The sequence below is a fragment of the Jatrophihabitans sp. genome (assembly GCA_036389035.1).
Taxonomy (GTDB): domain Bacteria; phylum Actinomycetota; class Actinomycetes; order Mycobacteriales; family Jatrophihabitantaceae; genus Jatrophihabitans_A.
Genome location: DASVQQ010000033.1, coordinates 98,995 through 124,877, shown reverse-complemented (window position 1 = coordinate 124,877; position 25,883 = coordinate 98,995). Strand labels below are relative to the sequence as shown.

Genomic DNA, 25,883 nt, shown 5'->3' with positions numbered 1-25,883 from the left:
GTCCGGCTGGCGCCGTTGCGCACGTTCGTGCTGTGGGTGGGAGCGCCGATCTTCCTGGCCACCGCCGGCCTGCGGATGGACCTGGCCTCGCTGGCCCAACCAGGCGTGGCCCTCTCAGCGCTGGTGGTGCTGAGCGTGGCCATCATCGGCAAGTTCGCCGGCGCCTACCTCGGCGCGCGGCTGTCCCGGATGACCGCCCGCGAAGGATTCGCCCTCGGCGCCGGCATGAACGCCCGCGGCGTGGTCGAGATCGTCGTCGCCATGGCCGGATTACGCCTGGGCGTCATCTCCACCTCCACCTACACCATCATCGTCCTGGTCGCCGTGGTGACGTCGCTGATGGCTCCACCGCTGCTCCGATGGGCGATGGCCGGCGTCGACCACACCGCGCAGGAACGCATCCGCGGGCTCGAACACGACCGTTGGGCCGGCGCCACCCAACCGGCTGCCACCGCTGCCGACGACTGACACCAGCCCCACCAATAAGACAAGCGGGTATCCACCCACCCTCACCAGCTCTCTCCGAACGGGGAGCCCTTTTCTGATACGCCAAACGTGCCCGACGGGCTCCGAATGGGCGCGGCGATCTCGCACCACGTCGAGGCATCTCAGTGGACCTGCTCGGTAGGAAGCGCGCACGTTGGCTCCGAGTGCCTCGAAGGGTAGCCCGTATTTCGGCGACCCCCGGATCGCGGTGGCTACGCGATTTCTACGAAACTGCTGACCAGATCCCGCCCGATCCGCATCATCAGCGGAAAACCCATGGCTGCGAGATTTCCGTCCGATCGACCAACGCACGCCGACCTGCTCGGGTAACGCACCTCTTGCCGGATAGCGAAATCACCTTTTCCGCACGCTGAACGATCGCTCCGGTGTAACGGTCTATGCAGTCGGCGGCGAACTATTGGCGGGCAAGGCCAGAGAAAATCACACGCAAACCCAAGGCCATCCTTGCTATGGCGCTTGTGCGCACTCCCACACATAACTCCTTCAGGTCAACCGCAGCTATGGGGAACTATGGATACTCAGCGATATGAAGTAGCGATTCTCGGTTCAGGACTCGGCGGCTCGATGCTCGCATGCATCCTTGCCCGACAAGGGGTCTCGACTCTCTTACTTGAGGGAGGGACTCACCCAAGATTCGCTATCGGCGAATCACTGATACCGGAGACCGGCCTGCGACTGCGTATCGTCGCCGAGAAGTACGGCGTCCCGGAGATCGGTTGGGTCGGCTCGTTCCACAAACTCCGCAAACATGTGAGCAGCAATTGCGGCGTGAAACGCTCCTTCGGCTTCATGTATCACCGCGCCGGCGAGGAGAATCGGCCTGAGGAAATCAACCAGTTCGGCACTCTGGCACCGCCCGTGGGCCCCGACTCGCACTTGTTCCGTCAGGACATCGACGCCTACTTCGCGGCACTCGCAGTCGAGTACGGGGCGACCTTCCACGCCCAGACACGTATCTCCGAGATCGACTTCGGCGACGACGAAGTCGAGCTGCGTGCGGAGTCCGGCGTCACCTACCGTGCGAAACTCCTGATCGACGCCTCAGGCATGCGGTCCATGGTCTCGGACCAGCTCGGCATGCGCGATGAGGTGCCGCGCTTCCGCACCGACACGCGCGCGATCTACACCCACATGATGGGCGTCAGAAGCACTGATCTCTTGCTGGACCCCGAGGCCAGGCGCGCGTTGTCCACTCCGCTCGGCCAGTCAACGATGCACCACGTCTTCGACGGCGGCTGGATGTGGATCATCCCGTTCTCCAACCACCGTGATGCCACCAACCCGTTGACGAGCGTCGGGCTGATGCTCGACCGGCGCAAGCACCCCAACCCATCCGGGACGCCGGATGAGGAGTTCCGCCGGATCATCTCCGCCTATCCAACCATCGAAAGGCACTTCGCCGACGCGAATGCCGCACGGCCTTGGACCAGGTCGGGTCGTATCCAGTACTCCTCGCCGCACCTGATCAAGCCCCGCCTGATCCAACTCCCTCACGCGGGCGCGTTCATCGACCCGCTCTACTCCAGCGGCATGTCGGTGCTGATCGTCGCGATCGATCTGATCGCCGAGGAGCTGTTGAAGGCTGTCGCGGAAAATGACTACGAGGTCGAGCGATTCAAGTTCATGGAAGATGTCGTCAACCGCGGGTTCGACCACTACGACACGATGGTGTCAGGCGCCTTCGACTCGTTCGCGAGCTACGACACCTGGAACGCCTGGAACCGCAACTGGATGATGGGGAGCTTGCTCGGCACGTTCGGTCCGCTGTCGCTCCTTATGCACTACCGGAAGACGAAGGATCGCTCCTACCTCGAGAAGACCACCGAGCCGAGCCGGATGGGCGTGCTCGGCAGCCACCTACGGGGCGTGGTCGAGGTGGCCCAAGCCTCACGTGCCGACATGGACGCTGCGATATCGGGAGAGATCACCCACCACGAAGCGAGCGAGCGCATCTTCGCTCGGTTCCGCACGGTCGACTTCCTGCCGCCGTACATGGGTTTCGGGGATCCTGAAAGGACCACCACGGCCACGTTCACGTTGATCCCCGGCGCCCGCCACGTCAACTGGTACCGGATGCACGGAGACGCGGCGTACCGCGACAACTGCACCTTCCCGCTGTTGACCTACGCACTCGACGGTGCGTCCTTCGTGACGGGCGAGGCGCGCGACGCCGGCCGGCGGAGCGTCGCTGCCTTGCGTGATGTCTTCTTCGCCAACAACCGCGAATGGCGCCACACCGCGATGGCGCTCGCCGCGCATCCGGAACTCGCGACGCCTGTTCCGACAATCGTGCCATCCGCGATCGAATCGGCCGAGCTCAAGCGGGTCAAGGACCACCACGATGCCACTCCTCGCAACGGTGTCGGATGAGACGGGGCGCGCCGCGTCCGGCCTGTGTTCGGAGACTGTCGCACCTTCATAACCGTTGTATCGAAAGGGATCGCTGTGAAGCTGAGTAAGCGCCTGCGCCGGTTAATCCCGGGGGCCCTTGCCGTAGTAGTCAGTGCGACGCTGTACGTCGCCGCCAACAACGCGGTCGCGGTGTCGGGCGCTCGGGAGACCGCCACGCACTACAAGTTCCAGGAACTGCCCATCGCCCTGCCGCCGGGTTACAACGACCAGCCCATGAGCACGATCCGGGAGGTCAACCCCGCGTTCCACAAGATCCGTTCCTGGATCTCGGCGGTCGGAGCCGGCATCGCCATCAACGACGTCACCGGCCACGGTCGCGCCAACGGCATGTGCATCGTCGACACCCGGACGAACGATGTGATCGTGACGTACACGCCCACCGCGCCGGCAGCTGACAGGTTCACGCCGTTCACCCTGGACCCGGCGCCGCTGCCCTACGACAACACGATGGCGCCGACGGGCTGCGCTGCCGGCGATTTCACCGGTAGCGGTCGCATGGGCTTCCTCGTGACGTACTGGGGCCGCACCCCGATCCTGTTCCTACCGAAGTCGACTGCCAAGTCGCCCTCGCCCAGCGCGTACGTGCCCCAGGAGCTGGTGCCCTCGCAATCGCTCGACGGCAGGTACCACGGAGCTCGCTGGAACACCGACGCCGCCTACATTGCGGACCTGGACGGCAGCGGACACCCGTCGATCATCATCGGCAACTACTTCCCCGACTCGGACGTGCTGGACCCGAACGGTTTGAAGAACGTCGTGATGCCCAACAGCCTCTCCACCGGTAACAATGCCGGCGGTAGCCACGTGCTGCGCTGGCACAGCGCGACCTCGGGCCCCAACCCGAGCGCCCAGTACATCGAGGAAGAGGGGGCGATCCCGTTCCAGATCTCCACCGGCTGGACGCTCGCCATCTCCGGAGCCGACCTGACGGGTGACGGATTGCCTGAGGCCTACATCGCCAACGACTTCGGTCACGGCCACCTCCTCTACAACAGGTCGACCCGTGGTCATATCAAGTTCACCGAGGCGAAAGGCGTTCGCACGCCGATGACTCCCAAGTCCTTCGTTGTCGGTGACGGCTCCTTCAAGGGCATGGGCGTCGACTTCGCCGACCTGGACGGCCGCGGCAAGTTCGACTTCCTGGTGAGCAACATCAACGTCGCCTGGGGCCTGGAGGAGAGCAACCTGATCTTCATCAACGAGGCGAAGAGCAATGCCGACATGACGGAGAAGCTGAGCAAGAACATCGCCCCGTTCACGCAGAAGGCGCAGGAGTACGGACTGGCCTGGACCGGCTGGTGCTGGGATGTCAAAACGGGAGACTTCCTCAACAACGGCAAGCAGGAAGTGATCCAGACCACCGGCTTCGTCAAGGGCCACACCAATCGATGGAACTGGCTGCAGGAAGCGGCCACCGCCAACGACAACCTGCTGAGCAACCCGGCGATGTGGCCCAACTTCCAGCCCGGTGATGACATCTCAGGCAACGAGGCCCTCGCCTTCTACGCCAGGAACTCCAGCAATACCTATGTGAACATCAGCAAGGAGTTGGGCCTCGCGGTGCCGATCCCGACTCGCGCCATCGCCACCGGTGACACGACCGGCACCGGCACCCTGGACTTCGCAGTGGCACGGCAATGGGGACCGCCGGCGTTCTACGCCAACATGTCGCCGAACCGCGGCAACATGCTCGGGCTCAAGCTCTACCGCCCGTCCACCACCCCGGCCGATGCCGGCAAGGGCCTCCAGGGGATCGGAACGCCGGCGTACGGCGCCACCGTCCGGATCACGACACCGCAAGGCACCCAGATCTCCCAGCTCGATGGCGGCGGCGGCCACGTGGGTTTCCGCAGCTTCGACGTCCACTTCGGGCTTGGTTCGTACAGCGGTCCGGTGTCCGTTGACATCCAGTGGCGTGACATCGAGGGAGGGCTTCAGCAACAGAAGCTCTCGCTCGAGCCCGGGGTCCACACTCTCATGCTCACCAACGACGCTCAGAAGGTAGCTAGCCGATGACCGCCGTCGCACACCGCCCTCAGGCGGACAGCGCTCCACCGAGCGCAGTGGCCATGCCCGCGAAGCCGAAACCGGATCCACGGTATCTCGCACTGCGCAACTTCGCCCTGTCGATGACCGTGTTCAACATCATCGGCTACGCCGTGCTCGGCTTCGAGCAGCCCTACATGTGGCCGATCTTCGCCCTGCTGACTGGCTACACCGCCGAGATCACGTTGGAGCTGATCAGCGCGTGGGCGTACCAGCGACGGCCCCGGTTCCTCGATGGAGGCCTGCGCGGCCTGTACGAGTTCCTGCTGCCGTCGCACATCACCGCCCTTGCCGTCAACATGCTGCTGTACGCGAACAACCAGATCCTGCCGGTCATCTTCGGCGTGTTCGTCGGCGTAGCCGGCAAGCATGTGTTCCAAGCGCCCATCAACGGGCGGATGCGGCACTACATGAACCCGTCCAACTTCGGTATCGCGATGGCTCTCATCGTCTTCGGTAGTTGGGTCAGCATCGCGCCGCCCTACCAGTTCACCGAGAACGCCAACACGTTCTTCCGGATCATGATCCCGTTCATCATCATCATCTCCGGCACTGTTCTCAATGCCATGCTCACCCGCAAGGTGCCGCTGATCGTCGGTTGGCTGGGCGGGTACGCCATCCAGTCGTTCGTGCGGGCCGGCATCTGGGACGTCGCTCTCTTCTCCGCGTTGAGCTCGATGACCGGGGTCGCGTTCGTTCTCTTCACCAACTACATGATCACCGACCCGGGCACGACGCCGATGAAAGCGCGCGCCCAGTTCATGTTCGGCAGCGCCGTCGCTGTCGTCTACGGGGTCATGATGGAGCTCAACATCACCTACACCCTTTTCTTCGCGCTGGTAGTCGTGTGCCTCATCCGGGGCTTCGGCTGGTGGGGAGTCTCACTCCTGCAGCGCATGCGATCTCGGAGCGCGCCCGACGCCGCGACGCCCCACGCAGAGGTCGATACCCGAACGCTTGAGAAAACAGATCTGAAAGCGAGCCAGCTGTGAATGCAAACCGGATTGCCGTAGTCGGCATAGCCTGCCGCTACCCGGACGCGGAGTCGAAAGAGCAGCTATGGCAGAACGTCCTCGCCGGCCGGCGTGCGTTCCGCCGACTGCCGGACGAGCGGATGAACCTCGACGACTACTACTCGCCCGACCCGACGGCACCCGACCGCTTCTACACGCGCAAAGCTGCCGTGCTAGAGGGCTTCGAGTTCGACCGCGTCGAGTACCGGGTCGCAGGCAGCACCTTCCGTTCCACGGATATGACCCACTGGTTGGCCCTGGACACCGCGGCGCGAGCCTTGCAGGACGCTGGTTTCGCCGGGGGCGCAGGACTTCCGCGAGACGCTACCGGCGTCGTGATCGGCAACACCCTGACCGGTGAGTTCAGCCGCGCCAACCTGATGCGGTTGCGCTGGCCCTACGTGCGTCGCACGGTCGCCGGTGCGCTGCGCGAGCAGGGCTGGGACGACGACGCCCTGGCGACCTTCCTGGCCGGGCTCGAGACGCGTTACAAGAGCGCCTTCCCGCCCATCGACGAGGACACCCTGGCCGGTGGACTGGCCAACACCATCGCCGGGCGCGTCTGCAATTACTTCGACCTTCATGGCGGGGGTTTCACGGTCGACGGCGCCTGCTCGTCCTCACTGCTCTCGGTGGCGACCGCGGCCAACGCGCTGGCGACCGGCCAGCTCGAAGTGGCCATCGCGGGCGGGGTAGATCTGAGCATCGACCCGTTCGAGGTCATCGGCTTTGCCAAGACCGCCGCCCTCGCGACCGGCGACATGCGAGTGTATGACCGCGACTCCAACGGGTTCTGGCCCGGCGAGGGCTGCGGGATGCTCGTGCTGATGCGCGACCAGGACGCGATCTCACGTGGCCTGCGCCGCTACGCCGTGCTCGAAGGCTGGGGCTACTCCTCCGACGGCAAGGGCGGCCTCACCCGGCCGGAGGCCTCCGGGCATCGGCTCGCGCTGCGACGCGCGTACGAGTCCGCCGGATTCGGCATCGAGACCGTCGGCTACATCGAGGGCCACGGCACCGGCACCGCCGTTGGCGACGCGACCGAACTGCGCGCGTTCAGCGAGGCGCGCCGCGCCGCCGACCCGGAGGCGCCGGCGGCTGCCATCAGCACCATCAAGGGAAACATCGGCCACACCAAGGGCGCCGCCGGAGTCGCCGGGCTGATCAAGGCGATCTTCGCCCTGTACCACGAGATCATCCCGCCGGCGACCGGCCACCACAATCCCCATGCCGAGCTCACCGGGGATCGCCCCGCGCTGCGCGTGCCGCTCGAACCGGAGGCATGGCCAGCCGGTTCCCCCATGCGCGCGGGCGTCTCGTCGATGGGCTTCGGAGGCATCAACACCCACGTCGTCCTCGCCCACGCCGACCGAGCCGCCGACGCCGGGCTCGGGCCGGAGGTCGAGGCGCTGACGCGGTCGCGGCAGGACGTCGAGTTGCTCCTGCTGGACGCGGACAACTTCCAGGCGCTGCGGAGCCGGATCGGGCAATTGGCCGAACTCTGCGGCCGGCTGTCCTTCGCCGAACTCGGCGATCTCGCCGCCACTCTCGAAGGCGAACTGGGCGACCGTCGGCTCCGCGCCGCGATCGTGGCCGGCGACCCCGAAGAGGCGGGACAGCGCTTCAGCATGTTGCTGACGATGCTCGACAACGGCGCGCGATCTGTGGTCGACATCAAGCGTGGAGTGTTCCTGGGCACCTTCGCCGGGGCGCCGCGAATCGGTTTCCTCTTTCCCGGACAGGGCGCAGGTCGGCGCGGTGGCGGCGGAGCGCTGCGGCAGCGGTTCACCGAAGTCGACGAGCTTTACCGCACTTTGCCGGTGCCGCTGAACGGCGATCTGGTCGCGACCGAGAATGCCCAGCCCAGAATCGTCGCCTCCTCGGCCGCCAGCCTGCGCATTCTGGCCCGGCTCGGCATCGAGGCCGTCAGCGCCGCGGGCCACAGCCTCGGCGAGCTGACCGCGCTGCACTGGGCGGGTGCGACGGACGAGGCAGGCCTGCTCAGCGTGGCTGCCGAGCGCGGTCGCATCATGGCCCGGGCAAGCGATGGCAACGGCACCATGGCCAGCGTCGTGGCGCCACCGGAGGCCGTCGTCCCGCTTCTGGCCGGCGAGCCGGTGGTGATCGCCGGGTACAACAGCCCCCGGCAGACGGTCGTGAGCGGACCATCCGACGCCGTCAAGCGAGTCTGCGAACGAGCCGCCGGGCTGGGCCTCTCGTCGAACGGGATCCCGGTTTCGCACGCCTTCCACTCCCAAGCCGTAGCGCCGGCTGCCGCCGCGTTCGGAGACCATCTGCGGGGAGAGCACTTCGCGCCGCTCACTCGCACCATGGTCTCCACGGTCACCGGCGGCATCCTGCCGGCCGACGCCGATCTGCCTGGTCTGCTGACCCGGCAGGTGCTCGACCCGGTGCGCTTCACCGAAGCGGTCCAGACGATGGCCGAGGAGGTCGATCTCTTCATCGAAGTCGGGCCCGGAAAGATCCTCGGAGGTCTGGCCGGAGACATCGCCCCCGGAGTGCCCACGGTGTCGCTGGACGCCGACAGCATGTCGCTGTCCGGCCTGCTGCACGCGGTGGGCCTGGCGTATGCGCTCGGAGCGCCGGTCCGCCACGGCGAGCTCTTCAAGGACCGCTTCACGCGCCCCTTCCCGCTCGACAAGGAGCTGCGTTTCCTTGCCAGCCCTTGCGAGTCGGCTCCTGTGCAGAACCTGCCGGTTATCGCGATGCCGGACCCTGTTCACGCTTCCCCGGCGAAAGACACCGCACCGGTGGCGACGGGAGAGCGTGTCAACACCTTGGACCTGCTTCGGCGACTCGCCGCCGAACGCGCCGAGCTGCCCCTCGAAGCGGTGAGCCCGCATAGCAACCCGATCGACGAACTCCACCTCAGCTCGATCACCGTGGGGCAAATCGTCACCCTGGCCTCCCGGGAACTCGGTCTGGCCGCGCCCCTGGTGACGTCAGCCTTCGCGACGTCGACGCTCGCGCAGTTGGCCGACATGCTCAACGAATTGGGTGAGACCACGCTTGCCGAGGACGAGCAGGCCACGGTCGACATCGCCGGCGCGGGTCCCTGGGTGCGCGCGTTCTCCGTCGAGCTGGTGCCGGCAGAATCCGGGCCCGCGGTCGCCGCGCCGGCCGACGGCGAATGGCAGCTGTTCACCACCGACGAGCACCCGCTCGCACCCGCGCTCCACATGGCGCTGCGACGGGCCAGGCTCGGCGACGGTGTGCTGCTCTGCCTGCCACACGACTGCGACGAGAACCAGACGGCGCTCATGCTGGGCGCCGCGCGCGCCGCACTTTCACCTGGTGCGGCAAGACGATTCGTCGTTGTCGGTGACCGGCGGGGCGCGGCCGGCCTCGCCAAGACGCTGCATCTGGAGGCTCCTGCCGTCAGCACGACATTGGTGACCCTGCCCCTGGCTGGGCCGCTACCGGACGATCGCGTGATCGAGATCGTGCCGCGGATCGTCGCCGACGTCGCCGCGACCGCGGGCTTCAGCGAAACTGTCTACGACGAGGCCGGCGCACGCCGGGTGCCGGTGTTGCGCCCGCTGCCGACCCGGCGCGAACCCGGAGGGCCGTCCGCCCTCGGAGCGCAGGACGTGTTGCTGGTGACCGGCGGCGGCAAGGGCATCACCGCCGAGTGCGCGCTCGACCTCGCGCGCACCACGGGCGCGGCGATCGCGCTCATGGGCCGCTCGTCACCGGAGTCCGACCAGGAGCTGGCGGCGAACCTGGCGCGGATGGCCGCGGCGGGCGTGACCCACCAGTACGTCCGCGCGGACATCACCGCCGTGGACGAGGTCAAGGCGGCCTTGGAGGAGGTTCGCGCCAAGTTGGGGCCGGTGACGGCGATTCTGCACGGCGCGGGCCGCAACGTGCCTCACGCGCTGGCCAATCTCGACGAGTCCTCCTTCCGGAGCACCCTGGCGACCAAGATCACCGGACTGGAGACCGTGCTCGCTGCCCTGGACCCGGCGACGCTCCGGCTCCTGGTCACCTTCGGCAGCATCATCGGCCGTGCCGGGCTGCGCGGTGAGGCGGATTACGCCACAGCCAACGATTGGCTCACCGACTTCACCTACCGGATCCAGGAGGATTACCCGAACTGCCGCTGCCTCGCACTGGAGTGGTCGGTGTGGTCAGGCGCCGGCATGGGCGAGCGCCTCGGTGTGCTGGAGTCGCTGATGCGCGAAGGCATCCGGCCGATCCCGATGGACGAGGGCGTCGCCATGCTGCGGCGGCTGCTCACCGACGCGGACGCGCCTACCTCGGTCGTGGTGATGGGCCGTGCCGAAGGCCTACCCACCATCGCGTTCGAGCCGAGCGAGTTGCCGCTGCGGCGCTTCCTCGACCGTCCTCGCGTGCACTATCCCGGAATCGAGCTTGTGGTCGACGCTGACCTCTTCGCCGAGGACGATCTCTACCTCGCCGACCACGAACTCGACGGCGCGCTGCTCTTCCCGGCGGTGTTCGGCATGGAGGCCATGACCCAGGTGGCCACGGCGCTGACCGGGCGGTCGGGTCCCCCGGTGTTCGAGAATGTCGAGTTCCTGCGCCCCATCGTCGTCCCTCCCACCGGGAGGACCTCGATCAGGATCGCCGCGCTGGTCACCGAGGACGGCAGTGTGCAGGCGGTGATTCGCAGTGACGAGACCGCCTTCCAGGCCGATCACTTCCGTGCGACCCTCCGCTTCGATGTGCCGGCGCCGCAGGACACGGCGCAGGCGCCGGATGACACCGCGGTGCGGGTGCCACTGGCGCCGATGGAGGATCTCTACGGCCCGGTCCTCTTCCAGGGTGCTCGGTTCCAGCGGCTGCTGGGTTACCGCGACCTGGCCGCCAAGCGGTGCGTGGCCGACCTGTCCAACACCATGTCCAAGCCGTGGTTCGGCAGGTTCCTGCCGCCGGACCTCGTCCTGGCCGACCCGGGCACGCGTGACGCGGTCATGCACTCGATCCAATGCTGCGTCCCCGACGCGACCTTGCTGCCCGCGGCGATAGAACGCCTCCGCCTCGCCGATCCCGACCGCGTGCGCGGGTTCGACTGGGTCACGATCCACGCCGCCGAGCGTTCCCGCGAGGGGGACACGTACTACTACGACATCGACGTCCGCGACCCGGAGGGCGCGCTCGTCGAACGCTGGGAGGGGCTCCGGCTCCAGGCCGTCCGCAAACAGGACGGCACGGGGCCATGGATTCCGGCGCTGCTCGGCCCGTACCTCGAGCGGCGATCCGGGACGATCCTGCCCGCCGAGCTTTCCACAGCGGTCTGGCCCGACGACGGCGAGTCCGCCGGCGGCGTGGCTGGCGGCGGCGTGGCCGTCGGGCGCGAGCAGACCGCTCGGGCACTCGGACTCGCGCTGGGCCGGAGGCCGCACCTGGATTACCGTCCGGACGGCAAGCCCGAAGCCGACGGCGGGGTCAAGGTCTCCGCCGCGCACGGCGCGGGCGTGACCTTCGTGGTGGCCGCCGAGCAGACCGTCGCGTGCGACGTCGAGCAGGCGGTGGGCCGCTCGGCCATCGAGTGGACCGACCTGCTCGGCGCGGGCGGATTTGCCCTGGCCACGCTGGTCGCGGGCGAGCGCGGCGAAGACCTGTCGGTCGCCGCAACCCGTATCTGGTGCGCGCAGGAGTGCCTGCGCAAGACCGGCCACGCCCACGCCGAACTGGTCGAGGTCTCCGGACCGAGGACTGATCACTGGGTCGTGCTGGGCTCGGGGACTGCCCAGGTCGCGACCTTCACCACGGCACTGCGGGGGCTCGCCGAGCCCGTGGTCTTCGCGATGCTGACCGATTCGAGAAAGACCGGAGAATGAACATGCAACCGTACTTCGAGTACCGGCATCTCGTCGGGTTCGAGGAGACCAACCTCGTCGGCAATGTCTACTACGTCAACTACCTGCGCTGGCAGGGGCGCTGCCGTGAGATGTTCTTGCGGGATCACGCACCCGATGTCCTGGCCGAGATCCGCGACGATCTCAAGCTGTTCACGCTCAGGTGTGACTGCGAGTACCTGGCCGAGATTGCCGCGTTCGACGAGTTGTCGATCCGGATGCGCCTGGAAGACCTGACACAGACCCAGATCGGGTTCACCTTCGACTACGTGCGGTTGCGTGACGGGGTCGAGGATCTGGTCGCGCGCGGCCGGCAGCGAATCGCGTGCATGCGTGGGCCGAACACCGACACCCGTCCGGCCCAGGTGCCCGCCTCGCTGCGCAAGGCACTGGAGCCCTACCTCGGCGGCACGCAACGCTCGCGCGTGTTCGTCGACCTCGTGAACGGTGACTGAGGCCATGGCCAACGCCGACAAAGCGTCCGTCGTGGAAGTGACGACACCGGTCGAAAGTGAGCCGATCGAGCGGCCGGACCAGAACGCCCAACTGGACCGGTTCGGCTTGCGACGTGTCTTCGGACGGTTCACGACCGGAGTGACTGTCGTGACGACCGGCGGTGACGCACCACACGGCATGACAGCGAACTCGTTCACCTCGGTGTCACTGAGCCCGCCGCTCGTGCTCATCTGCGTGCTGCGAGAGGCGGCCATGCACAGCGCCATCCTCGAACGCAAGTCGTTCGCGGTGTCGGTGCTCGCAGCGCAGCAGGAGGGCTTGGCGCGCTATTTCGCCGACCGCAAGCGCCCGCACGGCGACCAGGAGTTCGCCCTCATCGATTGGTCACCCGGCCGCTTCACCGGATCTCCCGTCGTCGAAGGCGCTCTCGCCTGGCTGGAGTGCTCCCTCACGGCAACCTACGACGGGGGCGACCACTCCATCTTTCTCGGCGAAGTCCTCGACATGGGACTGCGGGATGAGGACGACGCCTTGCTGTTCTATGACGGCTTCTTCCACGGCCTGCACCCCACGTAAGCGTTTGGCCACCCTGGTGCCTGGTGCCTGGTGCCTGGTGCCTGGTGCCTGGTGCCTGGCGCCTGGCGCCTGGCGCCTGGCGCCTGGCGCCTGGCGCCTGGCGCCTGGTCAGGGCACCAGGGCCAGCTTGCCGATGGTGGCGCGGGCCGCGAGCGTCGCCAGCGCCTTCGGTCCGTCACCGAGTTCATACATGGTGGGCTGGCCAGGGGTGAGCACGCCGGCGGAGATGAGCGCGGACAGTTCCTCAGTCACCTCGCCGAAGATGTGCGGCGCGGCCTGGATCAGAGTGCCGAGGTTCAGGCCGATGATGTGGATCTGGTGCTTGTAGACCAGTTCCCAGTTGGTGATCGCGGCTTCGCCGCCAGCCACGCCATAGACGACGACCCGGCCGGTGACCTGCTTGGCCGCGGCCAGGCTGGCGGCGAAGGTGACGCCGCCACCTGACTCCAGCACCAGGTCGGCTCCCGCGCCGTCGGTCAGCCGAAGAACGTCGGCGGCGAGGTCGGCGCTGCGGGAGTCGAGCACGTGGTCGGCGCCCAGCGCCCGTACCACTTCGTGCTTGCCCGGCGATGCGGTGGCGATCACTCTCGCGCCGTAGTGCTTGGCCATCTTCACCGCGGCCTGCCCGGTCCCGCCGGCCGCGGCGTGAATCAGCACGGTCTGCCCTGCGGTGAGGTGGCCCTGCGGCTTGAGCGCCGCCAACGCGGTCGGCCAGTTCACGACCATGCCCAGCGCCTGCTCGTCGGCCCAGCCCGCCGGCACCGGGAGCGCGCCGCCCGCGTACAGCACCATGTACTCCGCGAAGGCGCCGCCTCCGACGCCGATGACGTGAGCGCCGGGCTCCAGGCCAGCCACCCCCTCGCCGACGGCGACCACTACCCCGGCGCCCTCGAATCCCGCCAGATACGGCGGCTGTGGACCGCCTGCGAACCTGCCGTGGGCCTGGTCTATATCGGCGAAGTTAACGCCTGCGGCAGTGACCCGGATCAGGATCTCCCCCGGGCCGGGACTTGGCACCTGCGCGTCGGTGATCAGGCGCAGGTCCTGCGGGCCGTTCCATGAGGTCTGTTGCAGGGCGCGCATAGTCGCGGGAACGGTCATCGAGATCTGCCTCCTCCGACGAGGCTGCGGCGAGTGAGCCGCCCAAAATGCACATTAGCAGGATATGCGGGAGTGCTGACTTCGGCGGTGTGGCCCCACCAGTGAGCTATTCGGCATCCAGGGGATGCAACTCACGCCTGTGATCGGCGGCCCACTTCTCGACGTCCTTGATCCGCCAGACTTTGCCCATGATCAATTCGTCGTAGGGCTCGGGAAACCCGGGCTGCGCGACCAGGTGCCCGACTCGGGTCCGGCTGAGGCCGAGCATGCGGACCAACTCTCCAGTGCCGACGAGCTTGCGGGCCACAACGACATGGTAAGCACCCGGCGCCGCACCCTCTTCATCAGCGTCCTGACACCGGCCGGCGCCGCCGGTCTCTGACATGAGGCAATCCAGCGCCTTGTTAGCGCAGTTGATGTCGTCCACCCTCCCGGAGGGGAGAGGGAGAGAACATGACTGCTGCTACAGCATCACCATCACCGCTGCGCCGCCTGTGGCAACGCGAGTTGCCGGAGTACCCGACCGGCGCCAGGCGCATCTGGTACCTCGGGATTGTCTTCACCGCGACGGTCATCGTGTACTACGAGAACTTCATCAGTGGGGCTATCACCCTGCAGCTGCTGGGTGACTTCCAGATCTCCTTCTTGTACTTCGCCGTCGTCACCGCGCTGGGAAACGCTGTCGGAGCCATCGGCTCGCTGGCGACCGGCGTCGCCGACAAGGTGGGGCGCGGCAACCTGGCGGTCGTCAGCCTGTTAGGCGTTTCCCTGGTGACCCTGCTGTGGTTGCCCAACGTGACGACCGGCCTTCAGTACGGGATCGCCTTCGGCGCTGCCGGGGTTTTCGAGGGCGTCATCCTGGTGGTCACGCCCGCGTTGGTGCGGGACTTCAGCCCCCAGGTCGGTCGCGCCCAGGCCATGGCTTTCTGGACGATGGGACCGGTGCTGGGCAGCCTCCTGGTCACCATGGTGTCCAGCAACACCCTCGACAGCCACCCGGAGTGGCAGTTCCAGTTCGAGATCGCGGGCTGGGCCGGCCTGGCCGTCTGCGTGCTGGCCCTGCTGTTCCTGCGCGAGCTCAACGGAGCTGATCGTGACCGCATCATCGGCGCGCTGGAGGCAGAGACCGCAGCGGCGCTGAACAGCCGCGGGCTGTCGCATGAAGAGGCCACCCGCCAGCCGTACCGGCAGATGTTCCGGCTCGACATCGTCGGCCCGGCACTCGGTCTCAGCCTGTTCCTGCTCATGTACTTCACCGCAATCGGTGTCCTTCCGGTGTACTTCCAGACCAACCTCAACTTCTCCGCCAGTGAGTCGAACTCGCTGTTGAACTGGCTGTGGGCCAGCGCGGCGGTGTCCATGCTCGTTTTCGGGGTGCTGTCGGACAAGCTGCGCGTCCGCAAGCCGTTCATCCTCGCCGGTGCCCTGGCCAGCGTCCCGGTCGACATCGCGTTCCTTATGAAGGCCGACTCCGGCTCCCCCACCTACTCCTCCATCGCGATCCTGCTGGCGCTCATGGGCATCTGGCTGGGTGCTGCGTACGCGCCGTGGATGGCTGCCTTCACCGAGACCGTCGAGCTTCGCAACCCCGCCCTGTCGGCCACCGGCCTGGCCATCTGGGGGTGGATCCTGCGCGTGACGGTCGCCAGCGCTGTCATCACGATCCCGTTGATCGTCTCGGCTGTCACGCCCATCGTCGACGACGGCCCTTCCGTGCTCCAGGCGCAGGCCTACTTCGACAAGAGCCAACCCCTGAAACTGCTGCTTGCCGAGGCGCGGGCACACCCTGAGGTGCTCAGCGAGCTCGGCGCGTCGCCGGACGACCCGGCGGTGCAGAAGAAGGCGATCGAGACCGTCGGCGCGCCGACCGTACTTGTGCTGGCCGGTGACCCGATCGCCCAGAGCAATCTCGCCCTGCTCGCCGAAAAGGCGCCCGGCGTCCTCAAGGCGCAGGCCGACAGCCCGGGACAGTGGCGAGCCTGGTTCTGGATCTGCACCATCGGGGCACTGGCTCTCTGCCCGCTCACGCTGCTGCTGAAGGGCCCGTGGCGCCCGCAACCCACCGACGATGCCCACGCCACAGAACACGCTCTCGAGCTGGCCAACCGCCGCGCTCACCCTGATGCGCATCCGGTGGGGGCGGTTCCGCTCCACCTGCAGGAGCACGCCGTACCGGCGCAAGCCGTCGCCCGTCAGCAGCCCGGAGCGGGAACCTAGCGGTGACCGCAATCCTCGTCGAGGTCATCGACCCCACCAGAGGCACCATCGCCGCCGCGAAGGAGAACGCCGGGATCCTCCAACTTGCCGTACCGCAGCCGGCCACGCTGGCCGCGGCTGCCCTCTGATTCCGAACGGAGCCCCTGTCATGCGTTCTCTGCTGCTCACCGCCGTCTTCTGCCTCCTGCTCATCGCCGCCACGGTGATCGGCATCGTCACCACCAACGACCACGCCCAGCGTCCCTCGGTCGGCCAGAACGACTCCGGACTCGTGCTGTATGGCGGGCGTTGATGACGCTGCTGCCGCAGCTCGCCCGGTACCTCGCCGCCAGGCTGCCCGCGAAGCCTTCAAGCGATTCTGCTCTGCTCTAGTTAGTTTGAGGAATACGGAGCGAGATTCGTCCCTTGCCCGATTTTGCTTTGCTACAGTTAGTTCTGAGCACGCGAAGCAACTTCGGGAGGACGGTCGTCGTGGCAGATGGTCGTCCGTCGCGCTCAGCGATCTACCGACGACTCGACGAGGCGATCACTGACCTCAACGACCGCCTCGGCGGGCTGCCATCGCCCGCTGAAGCCGATGGCATCTGGCCCGATCTCTGGCATCAAGAGGCCCACCACTCGACCGCCCTGGAGGGAAACACGCTCATCCTCTCGGAAGTGCAGAAACTTCTCGACGAAGGCCGGGCTGTCGGCGACAAGGAACTCAAGGAATACATGGAGGTCCTCGGCTATGCGGCCGCCGCCAAGTGGGTCTATGGACAGGCGCTCGAGCCGGGTGGGTGGTCAGCTGATGGCCTGCTGACATTGCAGGAAGTCCGCTCCGTGCACTTTCAAGCGATGACCCCGGTATGGGACGTCGCACCGCACCCGCACGCGACCGGAGAAGAGTCTCCCGGCAACTGGCGCCGCCACGAGATCGCACCGTTCCCGGACGGGATGACACCACCGCCATTCACCGAGATAGACCCGCTGATCACCGACTGGGTCCACGACGTCAACCAACTGCTCAGCCCCAGCGGCACGCCACTGCCCGAACGGCTCGCTCAGGTCCACAACGCCTTCGAGCGCATCCACCCCTTCCTCGACGGAAACGGCCGCGCCGGGCGGCTGCTGCTGAACCTCATCCTCGTCCGAATGGGCTACCCGCCCGCGATCGTCTTCAAAAATGAGCGATCGCGCTACCTCGCAGCAATGCGGAAAGCGGACGACGACGACTACGGCCCTCTGGGTGAACTCATCGCGCGGGCAGTGACCGACAACCTCTACAAGTTCGTCGTACCTGCCGTCGCCGGCCCGGCCAGACTCGTCCCGTTGGCCAGTCTGGCTAACAAGCAGACCGGGTTCTCCGTGATCGCGCTACGGAATGCGGCAAACCGGGGACGGCTCAAAGCCCAGAAATCCCCGAACGGCGCCTGGCTAAGCTCCAAGAACTGGGTCGACGAGTATCGCGACCTGAAGTTCAAGCGCGACTAGCGCACCTCACACCTTCCGTCGGCATTCCAGGGCGTGTGAGGCGCGGGCCCGACGGGTGACGCGGGCTGGGAATGCTGCAGATCCGACTAGTCGCCGCGGTTAACTCGCGCCGCTGGCCGTCATCGAATAGCGTCCGAGCTCGAAGTTGTTCATCAGTCGCTGCCGCTGCGGTGCTGCTGCAGTTCGAGCAGGTCGTCGACGCCCTCCCGGCTTGGGTATCCGCACGACGAGCAAGGTCAACGCGCGACCGGCACATTGCGGCGGGCTCGGCCGCTCGCCGTACTTCACGCCGCGGCGGTGGTCCGCCGCCCGCCGAGGGAATCCAGCTGCGCGTACTTACGAGCCGTGTCGCGCCTCCTCTGTAGTGCGCACGGGACTCGTCATCGGGCAGCTTGGCCGACCGCGTCGGGCTGCAACGATTCACGCCTCGGGCGTCAGTGTGTTCGACGAAGGTATGACACGCACAGAGCGATCACGATGATCTGCCTATGTGCAGGGCAAGGGATCTTATGGTGGCCGGTCCGATACCGGCGCGAGTTTCGGCGTCGGGTTCTGCCGCCGCCAATAGGGGGAGATCACATGCGCACACCAGTATCGATCGCTGCGGTTGCCGTCGTCACGGCGGCCGGACTGCTGTACTCGGGGTCGACAGCCTGGGCCGCCGTCCCGACCAACGACACCATTGCCGGGGCAACGCCGATCTCGGCGCTGCCCTTCACGGCGACCCTCGACACCGCCCAAGCCACTACCGACGCCGACGATGCCAGCCTCAACGCCGACTGCGGTGCACCGGCAACCGAGGCCAGCGTCTGGTACTCCTACACCGCGCCAGCCGACGGAGCCGTGGTCATCGACGTCAGCCAGTCCAGCTACTCGGCCGGCGTCATCGTCGCCACCGGAACGCCCGGCAGCCTCTTGATAGACACCTGCGGCCCCGGCGCGGTGGCCGAGACCGTCACCGCCGGCGAGACCGTGTACATCATGGCGTTCGACCACACCCCGGGGTCGGGCAACGGCGGCACCTTGCAGATCTCGGTCGACAACGCGCCCCCGCCGCCGGACCTGTCAGTGACCGTCGACCCCGTCGGGAGCTTCAACTCGCACACCGGTGTCGCCACCATCAGCGGGAACGTGACCTGCACCGGCGGTGACTTCGTCATCTTGGAGACCAGCCTGCGCCAAAAGGTGGGGCGAGTCGCCATCACCGGCTTCGGGATCACGGAGTTGCCCTGTGACGGCACCTATCGCTGGGCGATCGACGTCCTGGGCGACAACGGCCGCTTCGCTGGCGGCAAGGTCGCCACTGTCAACTTCAGCTTCGCCTGCGGAGCCGTCTACTGCAGCCAGGGCTTCACCACGCAGACGGTGACCCTCAAGAGCGCGAAGAAGTAGCCAAGCAGCACCAGGCCGGCGGCTCACGGGCCTCGGCAGGGGCAGCGCCTTGCCGCCCCTGCCGGGAGGTTCTACCGGTCGCACCCACAGCGGCATGCCGCCGCGGACCTCGTCAGCTAGCGCGTCATCAGGTTAGCCGTCCGTCCAGCTCCCGGCCGGTGCGGGCGACATAACGCCAGAACGTCTCAGACACATTTGCACGCTTGGAGCGAGCTCAGCGAACAGTGAGCAGACGATCAATCTGAGCCACTCCACGGCCTGCGGGCTCAACGTCTGGATTCCGCGCTGCGGCCGATCCGCTCGTAATCACCGTCACCGCAGGTCTGGGACCGCTCGCAGCACTCCAATCCGAGCCTCGATCATGCTTAGTAAGGTCTAGAAATGTCGGATATTTTATGATCTGCTTTGTATCAATCGATTGGAGAGATCTGTCGTTGCGGAGGGGACATGAAAGCGATTCTGCCCAGGTGCGCGTGGATTAGCGTCGCTCTACTGCTCGTCGCCTGCTTCTTTACGGTTGTTGTTCCGACATCTGCTATGGCCAATCCATCGGGCAGCGTCCATTCAATTCCCGGCGGGAACATGAGCAGCGGTGGAGTGTTCACGCTCTGCTACGACTCCTCCGGCTTCAGTTGTGCTGGCGGCGGCTACAACGGCACTTCAGGGCAGATCGGCGGGAACGGCTGGACAACCGGTCAGTATTGGTCGTATGGCAGTTCCGGTCCCAACGGCACACGGCACAACTGCACGACGTACGCGGCCTACCGGCTTCAGCAGAATGGAGTCCCGTACCCGGGTTGGACGGACAACGCGAACGGCTGGGACGACAAGGCGTGGGCCCGCGGCACGCAAGTAGATCAGACGCCCGCAGTCGGCGCGATCGCTCAGTGGAACGGCGGGAGCGCTGGGCACGTGGCGTACGTCGAGGTCGTGACCGACACGTACATCGAGACCACCAGCGATAGCTTCGGCGGCGGCACTGATCGTCAGCGGATCAGCAGGACTTCAAGCTATAGCCCGGACAATTTCATCCACTTCAAGGATATCGGCGGTGCTACGGCTAACGGCGGCAGCGCGATCCAGAACCCGATCTCTGGGCGGTGTGTCGATGTGCACGGGGCGAGCACGCAGTCCGGGACGCAGGTGCAGTTATGGGACTGCAACGGCAGCCCGGCCCAGCAATGGCTGTACGTGGAACGCACGTTGCGCGTCTACGCCAACATGTGCCTAGACGTCAGGGGGGCGGACTTCCAAGCCGGAACAGCGGTACAGACCTGGGAGTGCAACGGCGGCGGCGCCCAGAACTGGTCGGTCAACAGCAACGGCACCATAACCATCAGCGGCTACTGTCTCGACGCCACCGGCGGCGGCACAGCCAACACCACGAAACTCCAGCTCTGGACCTGCAACGGCGGAACCGCGCAACGCTGGGTAGGTATTCCATTGCCTCAGCCACTGTAGAACGGTAAGCCAACTGCACAGGTGAATACAGCGGGCCGGTGAAGCTGTGACCGTTAGTAGGACGCGTTGCATCACATAGCCGCAGGGTGCGATCGAGGTTGCTGGCCGCACGCAACACCCTCGATCGCTTTAGCGACCGACAATCCTCGACCGACATCGCCACCCTCCCGAACAACCACGACCCGAGCTCGGAACCCGGACCACCTTTGCTACCTCAGCTGCATCGACCTAAGGGGTAACCAACCGAACATCCCACCCTTCGACGGCGCCACACCAGATAACGCGGCGGCACGCTCGCTACCGCCGCACAACCCTTGAAAGCCGTCTTGAAGAGTCAGTCACAGACGCCCCGCGCCAGCTCAAACAAATGGGTCAACCGAGGGTGACTAGATGCAACGTCTGAGCCGCTCCACGACACCAGCATGACCCCATTTCACAGATCAGCCGGGTGCACCAATACAGGCCTGGCACTATTCCCCGCATATAGGGCTACGGTGAATACGGTGGGATCTTAGATAGGAGCGGCAGTGGGTCTCTTCTCGAAGCGAAATCGCCACAATGAAGGCGCGGGAAAAGCGGCTCAGGAGACACCGAGGTCTGCAGGTTTCGAACAGTGGCGCAGCGCTGGAGCGGCGCAGGCCGCTAAGGACGTCAGACGGAAAGTGTCCCCGATCGGGGAGTTGCCGATCAGCCAGCGCCTGCCCAGGGAGGGTGAGTTCCACGTGGTGTGGCAGGTGTACCTGTACGCCCCTAACGGGGCCGAAGCTCGCCGCCTCGGATTGGACTGGCTCACACAGCCTCCGGGGCCATGGGATAGCTACTACGGGGTTATCGACTCGACCGGAGCAGGGATCACCGTGGAAGGCATTGACACGCGGGAATGGAGCCTCCTCGACCGCAACTGCGATCCAGGTGAGTACATGGTCATGTGGGACGGATACTTCACCGCGTCAGGACCCGTCGAGGCGAAACAGGCAGCTTGCCGCTGCATTGAACAAGCCGGCGACGAGCTCGCCCAGCAGATCACCGTGGCGCCGATTGCCTAGCTGTTCAGATCGGGTAAGCGCTGGGCCGTCACGACGGCTCAGTCAGCCGATGGCCTGCGGTACACCATCCGTAAGCCTTTCCGCCCGGTAACGGGATCCCTCGTCAAACGTGATGATGGCGGTGCCAGCGCCGGCGCCGGTCTCGATGTCCTGACACCGGCCGCAGAAAGGGCAGCACGACACTTCCGCGCGCCCGCAGTGGGCGAAGGCGACGACGTTGCCGAACTGATCGACCTCAAAGCGCACCTCGCTGACATCGCTTCTCATGCCTGGCCTTCCGTGAGGTAGATCAAGGCCAGAGCCGCCACCGAGGAGGCGTCGACGATACGCCCGGCGAGCAGTGCGGAGCGGACCTCGGCATCCGGCAACTCCACCACCTCGTTCTGGGCCTCCAGAGGCTCCGGACGCGGCGCCGCGTCGCGGGCGACGTCGGCTGAGAACACGTGCACGCGGGAGGTGGCGAAGCCCGCGGCCTCCTGAAGTACGCCCAACCGCCGCAGCGACAGCACCCGGTGACCCGTCTCCTCGACCAGCTCGCGCTCGGCGGCGTCCTCAGCGCGTTCGCCGGTGTCCAGGCCGCCTTGCGGAAACTCCAGCGTCCACTCGCCAGGAAAGGTCGGCCGCTGACACCGCAGCATCACCCAAGCGCCGCTTGCCCGCTCACGCGCGATCACCAGCGACGAGTCCGGCTTCTCGACCCAGAAGTAGGGATGCTCGTCGCCAGCCGCCCCCACCACTGCTGACACCACGCCGAACCATGGGTTGCGGTGAACGATCTCGTGCTGGGTGATCTCAAACATCAAGTCCTCCCAGGTACTCGCGGGCAAGGGCGTGGGCGCCGTCGCACAGCGCGGCGTAGTTGGCGCTCAACTGATCGTGCATCCCGCGACAACCACGCCGTGGTGAGGCGGGCCAGCTCGAGAACGATCCGGCGGGTGACCGAGTCCAGCGCCGTGTGCGGAATTCTGTCATCCCAGGCAGATCCGAGCGGGTTATAAAGGGATCGGCGGTCCCGGTTACAGCCCACATATCTTGCCGAAGGCTTGCGAGCCAGATCAGACCTGCGGATCGCTACTTCCAGCCTTTTCGGCCCTGCGGGAAGCTGGCGCGGATGTGCAAACTCGTAGCTTGAGAACGTTGCGTCAGCCCGCCGAGGTCGAAACCGCCCTTCTTGAGTTTAACTCCGAGGGCGCCATCGATCGCGTGGGTGCGATGGCTCCTTATGTTGATGACCACCTCTGTGGCCCCGTTCTCAAGAACGCTGCTCACGGCTGCGGAGAATCCCGGTTCGTCAGGCCAACGTAGCGGCCTTGGGTCGCGAGGTGCGCTGCCCGCACCACTGTGTCGGAAGTCGAATCCGCTATTTTCGATGCGCTCTTGAGTCAGCTCGCCGCCACGACGGAGAACCTTTGCGCGGATTCCGCGACGAGCAGCGACCTCACCATAGGTCTCACAGGTGATTGCCGAGGCGCCAAGGGTGTTCATGATCCGGATGGCCTCGTTGTAGCGATCACGGAGCGACCAATCGTCGTACTCCCCAAACGGAACCAGGAACGGTCCGGCCTCGCTGGGCACCCGAACGTAGACGAGCGAAGTCCGAATCGCGCCTTCGACCGAACGCGACCCGGCAGCCGACGCAATCGGCAACTGGTGGATTTCCACCTGGCTCTTGGGCTCAACCGGGTTCTCGTCGTAGTACGCGACAAGCTGACTCATCCTTCAACCCCCTAGATGCGGTTTCGCCAACGAGGCTAAAGGGTTAGTCGGCTTCTGGTATCTAACCATCAGGGGTGGCCAGCGTCATTTCCGCTGCAGGCGCGGTGTCAGGGTTGAGCCAGCACGGCGCCAAACGACCTCGTCTAGCTCTCAGATCGGCTTGCGAGACATCGAGTAGCGAAGAACATCATCAGGCTGTCGAGACCCGAGCCACCACCCGGACTGAGATCATCGAAGCCATCCAGGCCGCGCAGGTCACAGAGCCCGCCGAACCGGCACTCATGTCAGGGGACGACGAGGTGTCGTCGAGATGATCAAGGACGCGGAACCTTCCGCGTCATCTCACATGCCGGAGTCGAACGTCCTCTGTTTTGGTGGAGCTGAGGGGACTCGAACCCCTGACCCCCACACTGCCAGTGTGGTGCGCTACCAGCTGCGCCACAGCCCCTAACCAAGCGGCCCACCCTGGTGCGGCGAGCCGGAAAGTGAGTTTACACAGCGCCGGGGACCGCCCGCGGCCAGCCCTCCGAAGCGATCTTGAAACGAGCCGTTCGCCACGCCGAGAACCCCCGGATTTCTTGACTTGCAGCCCTCTCGGCCATACTTGGGACGAGCCGCACCGGCCTCGCGCCGCCAAAGCATCGTCCACCGCGCGGCGAGGACACTCATAAGGGAGACATTCGTGAACCGCAAGGAACTGGTGACCGCGGTCGCCGAGCACGCCGATCTGGAGCAGAAGACCGTCGACGCAGTGCTTCGCAGCCTGCAGTCCACCCTGGAAGGCGCCGTCGCCAAGGGCGACAAGGTCAGCGTCCCCGGCTTCTTCGCCGTCTCCGTCGGCAAGCGCGCCGCCCGCGAAGGACGCAACCCCGCCACCGGCGAGACCATTCAGATCGCCGCCGCCAACACGGTCAAGTTCACCGCCGGCAGCGCCCTGAAGGACGCCGCCAACAAGTAAGCCGGTCCGGCCCACCAGCCACCAGGCCCCGCGCCGAACGGCTCAACAGCGCCCAGGTGGGCCAGCCAGGCAGCTCAAGCCAGCCAGCTCAAGCCAGACAGCTCAACCGAATAGCTCAACAGCAGCGAGGGCCGGTACCCACAGGTACCGGCCCTCGCTGCTGCTCAAGCCAGAGCTGCTGCTCAAGCCAGAGCCGAGCAAGCCAGGGCCGGGCAGCCCACGAAGCAGCTAGTTGCTCGACGTCGGGCTGGCCGACCCGGTGGGAACCGGAACCCCCGTCCTGCTGGGCGACACCGTCGGGCGAGGGCTGGTGGCCGGGCTGCTCGGCGCCCGCGAGGTAGGACTGGGCGTCGCGGTCGGCGACGGCGCCGCGGTGGACTTGGCCTTGGCCAGTGCCGACTTGATCGCGGAGTCGACCTCGGCGACCGTCACCGACGTGTCGCCGTTGTCGTTGAGCCGCCGGCCGTCGACGAACACCGTCGGGATGCTGCTGACGCCCCGCTTGGACGCGGCGTCGGTCACCCCGGCCACTAGCTCCTTGTGCTGGTTGGACGTCACACAGGTGGAGAAGTCGGCGCTGGTGATGCCGGCCTCCTTGCCCCAGGCGATCAGCTGCGAGTCCGGCTTGCCAGCGCTGCCAGCAGCCGGCTGGTTGTTCTGCCCGGCGGTGTTCTTGCCGAACAGGATGTCGTGGAACTTCGCGAACGCCTCGGGGCTCTGGTCGGCGGCGCAGTAGCCGGCGTTGGCCGCCCGCGAGGAGTAGTCGTTGCCGTTGAACTCCGAGTCCAGGAACGACACCATGTGGTAGTTGACCTTGATCGTGGTGGCCTTGACCTTGTCGGCCAGATCCTTGGCCAGCCCGCTCTGCTGGACGGTGTTGCAGTCCGGGCAGCCGAAGTCCTCGTACACGTCGACCAGCACCGGCGCCTGCTGGTTGCCGACCCGCACCCCGGTCGAACTGCTGGCGTTGGTGGTGTCTGCCTCGGAGCTGACCGTGGCCCGGCTGCCCTGCACCCCGGCCCCGATGATGGTGATCAGCAGCAGCACCGCCAGGGTGCCGGCGGCGGTGTAGCGCTGCTTGTACCGCAGCTCGGCCTCGGCGGCGGTCACCGCGGCCCGGTACCTGCGGATGTTCTTCTCGCTCCGGCGCTGCTTGAGGCTGAGCTCGGGGACCCGCTCGGAGTCGATGATCGCCTTGTCGATGGACCCCCTGGTCAGCGGCCAGCGGATCAGGAACGCCGACAGCGCCAGCATCCCGAGGGCACGCAGGATGTCCAGGGTGTAGGACGTCGAGGTGGAGGGCCCGCCTTCGCCGCCGAAGCAGTCGCACCAGACGTCCAGGCCGCGGGCGGCCGCCTGCAGGGTGAGGAGCAGGAACAGCGCCAGCAGCACCGCGCTGACGATCGCGGCGTACCGGGTGACCAGCCCGATCAGCAGCAGCAGGGCCAGCACCAGCGCCAGCGCCGGCAGGGCGTAGCCGATCGTCCTGCTCAACCACTCCGGGGTGGCGTCATAGGACCGCACCACCTGAACGAAGCGTCGCGGGTCACCGATCTTGGCCAGCGCGCCCCACATCCAGAGCGCCGCGAGCAGCACCCGGATCACCAGGCCGGCCACGCTGAGTCGATCTCGCCGGGTGGACAGCGCTGGGAACCTCACGTCG

Annotated in this window: 21 protein-coding genes and 1 tRNA gene; 15 read left to right on the top strand and 7 right to left on the bottom strand. The window is 66.4% G+C overall.

Annotated elements, in window-relative coordinates:
* The 7 genes from VF557_17675 to VF557_17645 form a co-directional block, all read left to right on the top strand.
* The coding region (locus tag VF557_17675) for a cation:proton antiporter (protein ID HEX8082045.1) at positions 1 to 468 on the top strand (468 nt) is incomplete at its 5' end.
* Between the two features lie 807 nt (positions 469 to 1,275).
* Positions 1,276 to 2,877 carry a tryptophan 7-halogenase gene (locus VF557_17670; GenBank protein ID HEX8082044.1) on the top strand — a complete coding sequence of 534 codons (1,602 nt, stop codon included), beginning with the start codon at positions 1,276 to 1,278 and terminating at the stop codon, positions 2,875 to 2,877.
* A gap of 75 nt (positions 2,878 to 2,952) precedes the next feature.
* Entirely contained in the window at positions 2,953 to 4,935 is a 1,983-nt protein-coding gene (locus VF557_17665) for a CRTAC1 family protein (protein ID HEX8082043.1), read from the top strand.
* Positions 4,932 to 5,957 carry an enediyne biosynthesis protein UnbU gene (locus VF557_17660; GenBank protein ID HEX8082042.1) on the top strand — a complete coding sequence of 342 codons (1,026 nt, stop codon included), beginning with the start codon at positions 4,932 to 4,934 and terminating at the stop codon, positions 5,955 to 5,957. Before VF557_17665 ends, VF557_17660 begins: the two co-directional genes overlap by 4 nt.
* Positions 5,954 to 11,806, top strand: a complete 5,853-nt coding sequence (locus tag VF557_17655; protein HEX8082041.1) for a type I polyketide synthase — start codon at positions 5,954 to 5,956, stop codon at positions 11,804 to 11,806. Before VF557_17660 ends, VF557_17655 begins: the two co-directional genes overlap by 4 nt.
* Positions 11,803 to 12,279 carry an acyl-CoA thioesterase gene (locus VF557_17650; protein ID HEX8082040.1) on the top strand — a complete coding sequence of 159 codons (477 nt, stop codon included), beginning with the start codon at positions 11,803 to 11,805 and terminating at the stop codon, positions 12,277 to 12,279. Before VF557_17655 ends, VF557_17650 begins: the two co-directional genes overlap by 4 nt.
* 4 nt (positions 12,280 to 12,283) lie before the next feature.
* Complete coding sequence (locus tag VF557_17645; protein ID HEX8082039.1) at positions 12,284 to 12,856, top strand: flavin reductase family protein; 573 nt, start codon at positions 12,284 to 12,286, stop codon at positions 12,854 to 12,856.
* Between the two features lie 108 nt (positions 12,857 to 12,964).
* Here the strand turns inward: VF557_17645 and VF557_17640 are convergent, their stop codons facing one another.
* Together VF557_17640 and VF557_17635 are read right to left on the bottom strand one after the other, a co-directional pair.
* On the bottom strand, positions 12,965 to 13,957 hold the full coding sequence (locus tag VF557_17640; GenBank protein ID HEX8082038.1) for a zinc-binding dehydrogenase: 993 nt from the start codon (positions 13,955 to 13,957) through the stop codon (positions 12,965 to 12,967).
* 106 nt (positions 13,958 to 14,063) lie between these two features.
* The gene (locus VF557_17635; GenBank protein HEX8082037.1) at positions 14,064 to 14,384 is read right to left on the bottom strand and encodes a hypothetical protein; all 321 of its coding nucleotides are present in this window, start codon (positions 14,382 to 14,384) and stop codon (positions 14,064 to 14,066) included.
* A gap of 26 nt (positions 14,385 to 14,410) precedes the next feature.
* On the opposite strand from VF557_17635, the gene VF557_17630 reads away from it, so the two are divergent.
* The 7 genes from VF557_17630 to VF557_17600 all read left to right on the top strand — a co-directional run bounded on the left by VF557_17630 (position 14,411) and on the right by VF557_17600 (position 21,546).
* On the top strand, positions 14,411 to 16,174 hold the full coding sequence (locus tag VF557_17630; protein ID HEX8082036.1) for an MFS transporter: 1,764 nt from the start codon (positions 14,411 to 14,413) through the stop codon (positions 16,172 to 16,174).
* A gap of 2 nt (positions 16,175 to 16,176) precedes the next feature.
* On the top strand, positions 16,177 to 16,302 hold the full coding sequence (locus VF557_17625) for a hypothetical protein (GenBank protein HEX8082035.1): 126 nt from the start codon (positions 16,177 to 16,179) through the stop codon (positions 16,300 to 16,302).
* 20 nt (positions 16,303 to 16,322) lie between these two features.
* Positions 16,323 to 16,466 (top strand): hypothetical protein, encoded by a 144-nt coding sequence (locus tag VF557_17620; protein HEX8082034.1) that lies wholly within the window; start codon positions 16,323 to 16,325, stop codon positions 16,464 to 16,466.
* A gap of 179 nt (positions 16,467 to 16,645) precedes the next feature.
* Positions 16,646 to 17,647 carry a Fic family protein gene (locus VF557_17615; GenBank protein HEX8082033.1) on the top strand — a complete coding sequence of 334 codons (1,002 nt, stop codon included), beginning with the start codon at positions 16,646 to 16,648 and terminating at the stop codon, positions 17,645 to 17,647.
* A 579-nt stretch (positions 17,648 to 18,226) separates the two neighbouring features.
* Positions 18,227 to 19,039, top strand: a complete 813-nt coding sequence (locus VF557_17610) for a hypothetical protein (GenBank protein HEX8082032.1) — start codon at positions 18,227 to 18,229, stop codon at positions 19,037 to 19,039.
* A gap of 447 nt (positions 19,040 to 19,486) precedes the next feature.
* Positions 19,487 to 20,500, top strand: a complete 1,014-nt coding sequence (locus VF557_17605) for a ricin-type beta-trefoil lectin domain protein (protein ID HEX8082031.1) — start codon at positions 19,487 to 19,489, stop codon at positions 20,498 to 20,500.
* A 527-nt stretch (positions 20,501 to 21,027) separates the two neighbouring features.
* Complete coding sequence (locus tag VF557_17600; GenBank protein ID HEX8082030.1) at positions 21,028 to 21,546, top strand: hypothetical protein; 519 nt, start codon at positions 21,028 to 21,030, stop codon at positions 21,544 to 21,546.
* Between the two features lie 42 nt (positions 21,547 to 21,588).
* On the opposite strand, the gene VF557_17595 is transcribed toward VF557_17600, so the two are convergent.
* The 4 genes from VF557_17595 to VF557_17580 form a co-directional block, all read right to left on the bottom strand.
* A complete protein-coding gene (locus tag VF557_17595) occupies positions 21,589 to 21,813 on the bottom strand; it encodes a hypothetical protein (protein HEX8082029.1) in 225 nt (74 codons plus the stop codon).
* On the bottom strand, positions 21,810 to 22,346 hold the full coding sequence (locus VF557_17590; GenBank protein HEX8082028.1) for an NUDIX hydrolase: 537 nt from the start codon (positions 22,344 to 22,346) through the stop codon (positions 21,810 to 21,812). The genes VF557_17595 and VF557_17590 overlap by 4 nt, the downstream gene beginning before the upstream one ends.
* Positions 22,347 to 22,617: 271 nt before the next feature.
* On the bottom strand, positions 22,618 to 23,262 hold the full coding sequence (locus VF557_17585) for a hypothetical protein (GenBank protein ID HEX8082027.1): 645 nt from the start codon (positions 23,260 to 23,262) through the stop codon (positions 22,618 to 22,620).
* A 372-nt stretch (positions 23,263 to 23,634) separates the two neighbouring features.
* Positions 23,635 to 23,710, bottom strand: a tRNA-Ala gene (locus tag VF557_17580).
* A 219-nt stretch (positions 23,711 to 23,929) separates the two neighbouring features.
* Between VF557_17580 and VF557_17575 the strand changes: the two genes are divergently transcribed.
* A complete protein-coding gene (locus VF557_17575; protein HEX8082026.1) occupies positions 23,930 to 24,220 on the top strand; it encodes an HU family DNA-binding protein in 291 nt (96 codons plus the stop codon).
* A 228-nt stretch (positions 24,221 to 24,448) separates the two neighbouring features.
* Here VF557_17575 and VF557_17570 read toward each other — a convergent pair whose 3' ends face one another.
* Complete coding sequence (locus VF557_17570; protein ID HEX8082025.1) at positions 24,449 to 25,879, bottom strand: thioredoxin domain-containing protein; 1,431 nt, start codon at positions 25,877 to 25,879, stop codon at positions 24,449 to 24,451.
* Positions 25,880 to 25,883 lie beyond the last annotated feature (4 nt).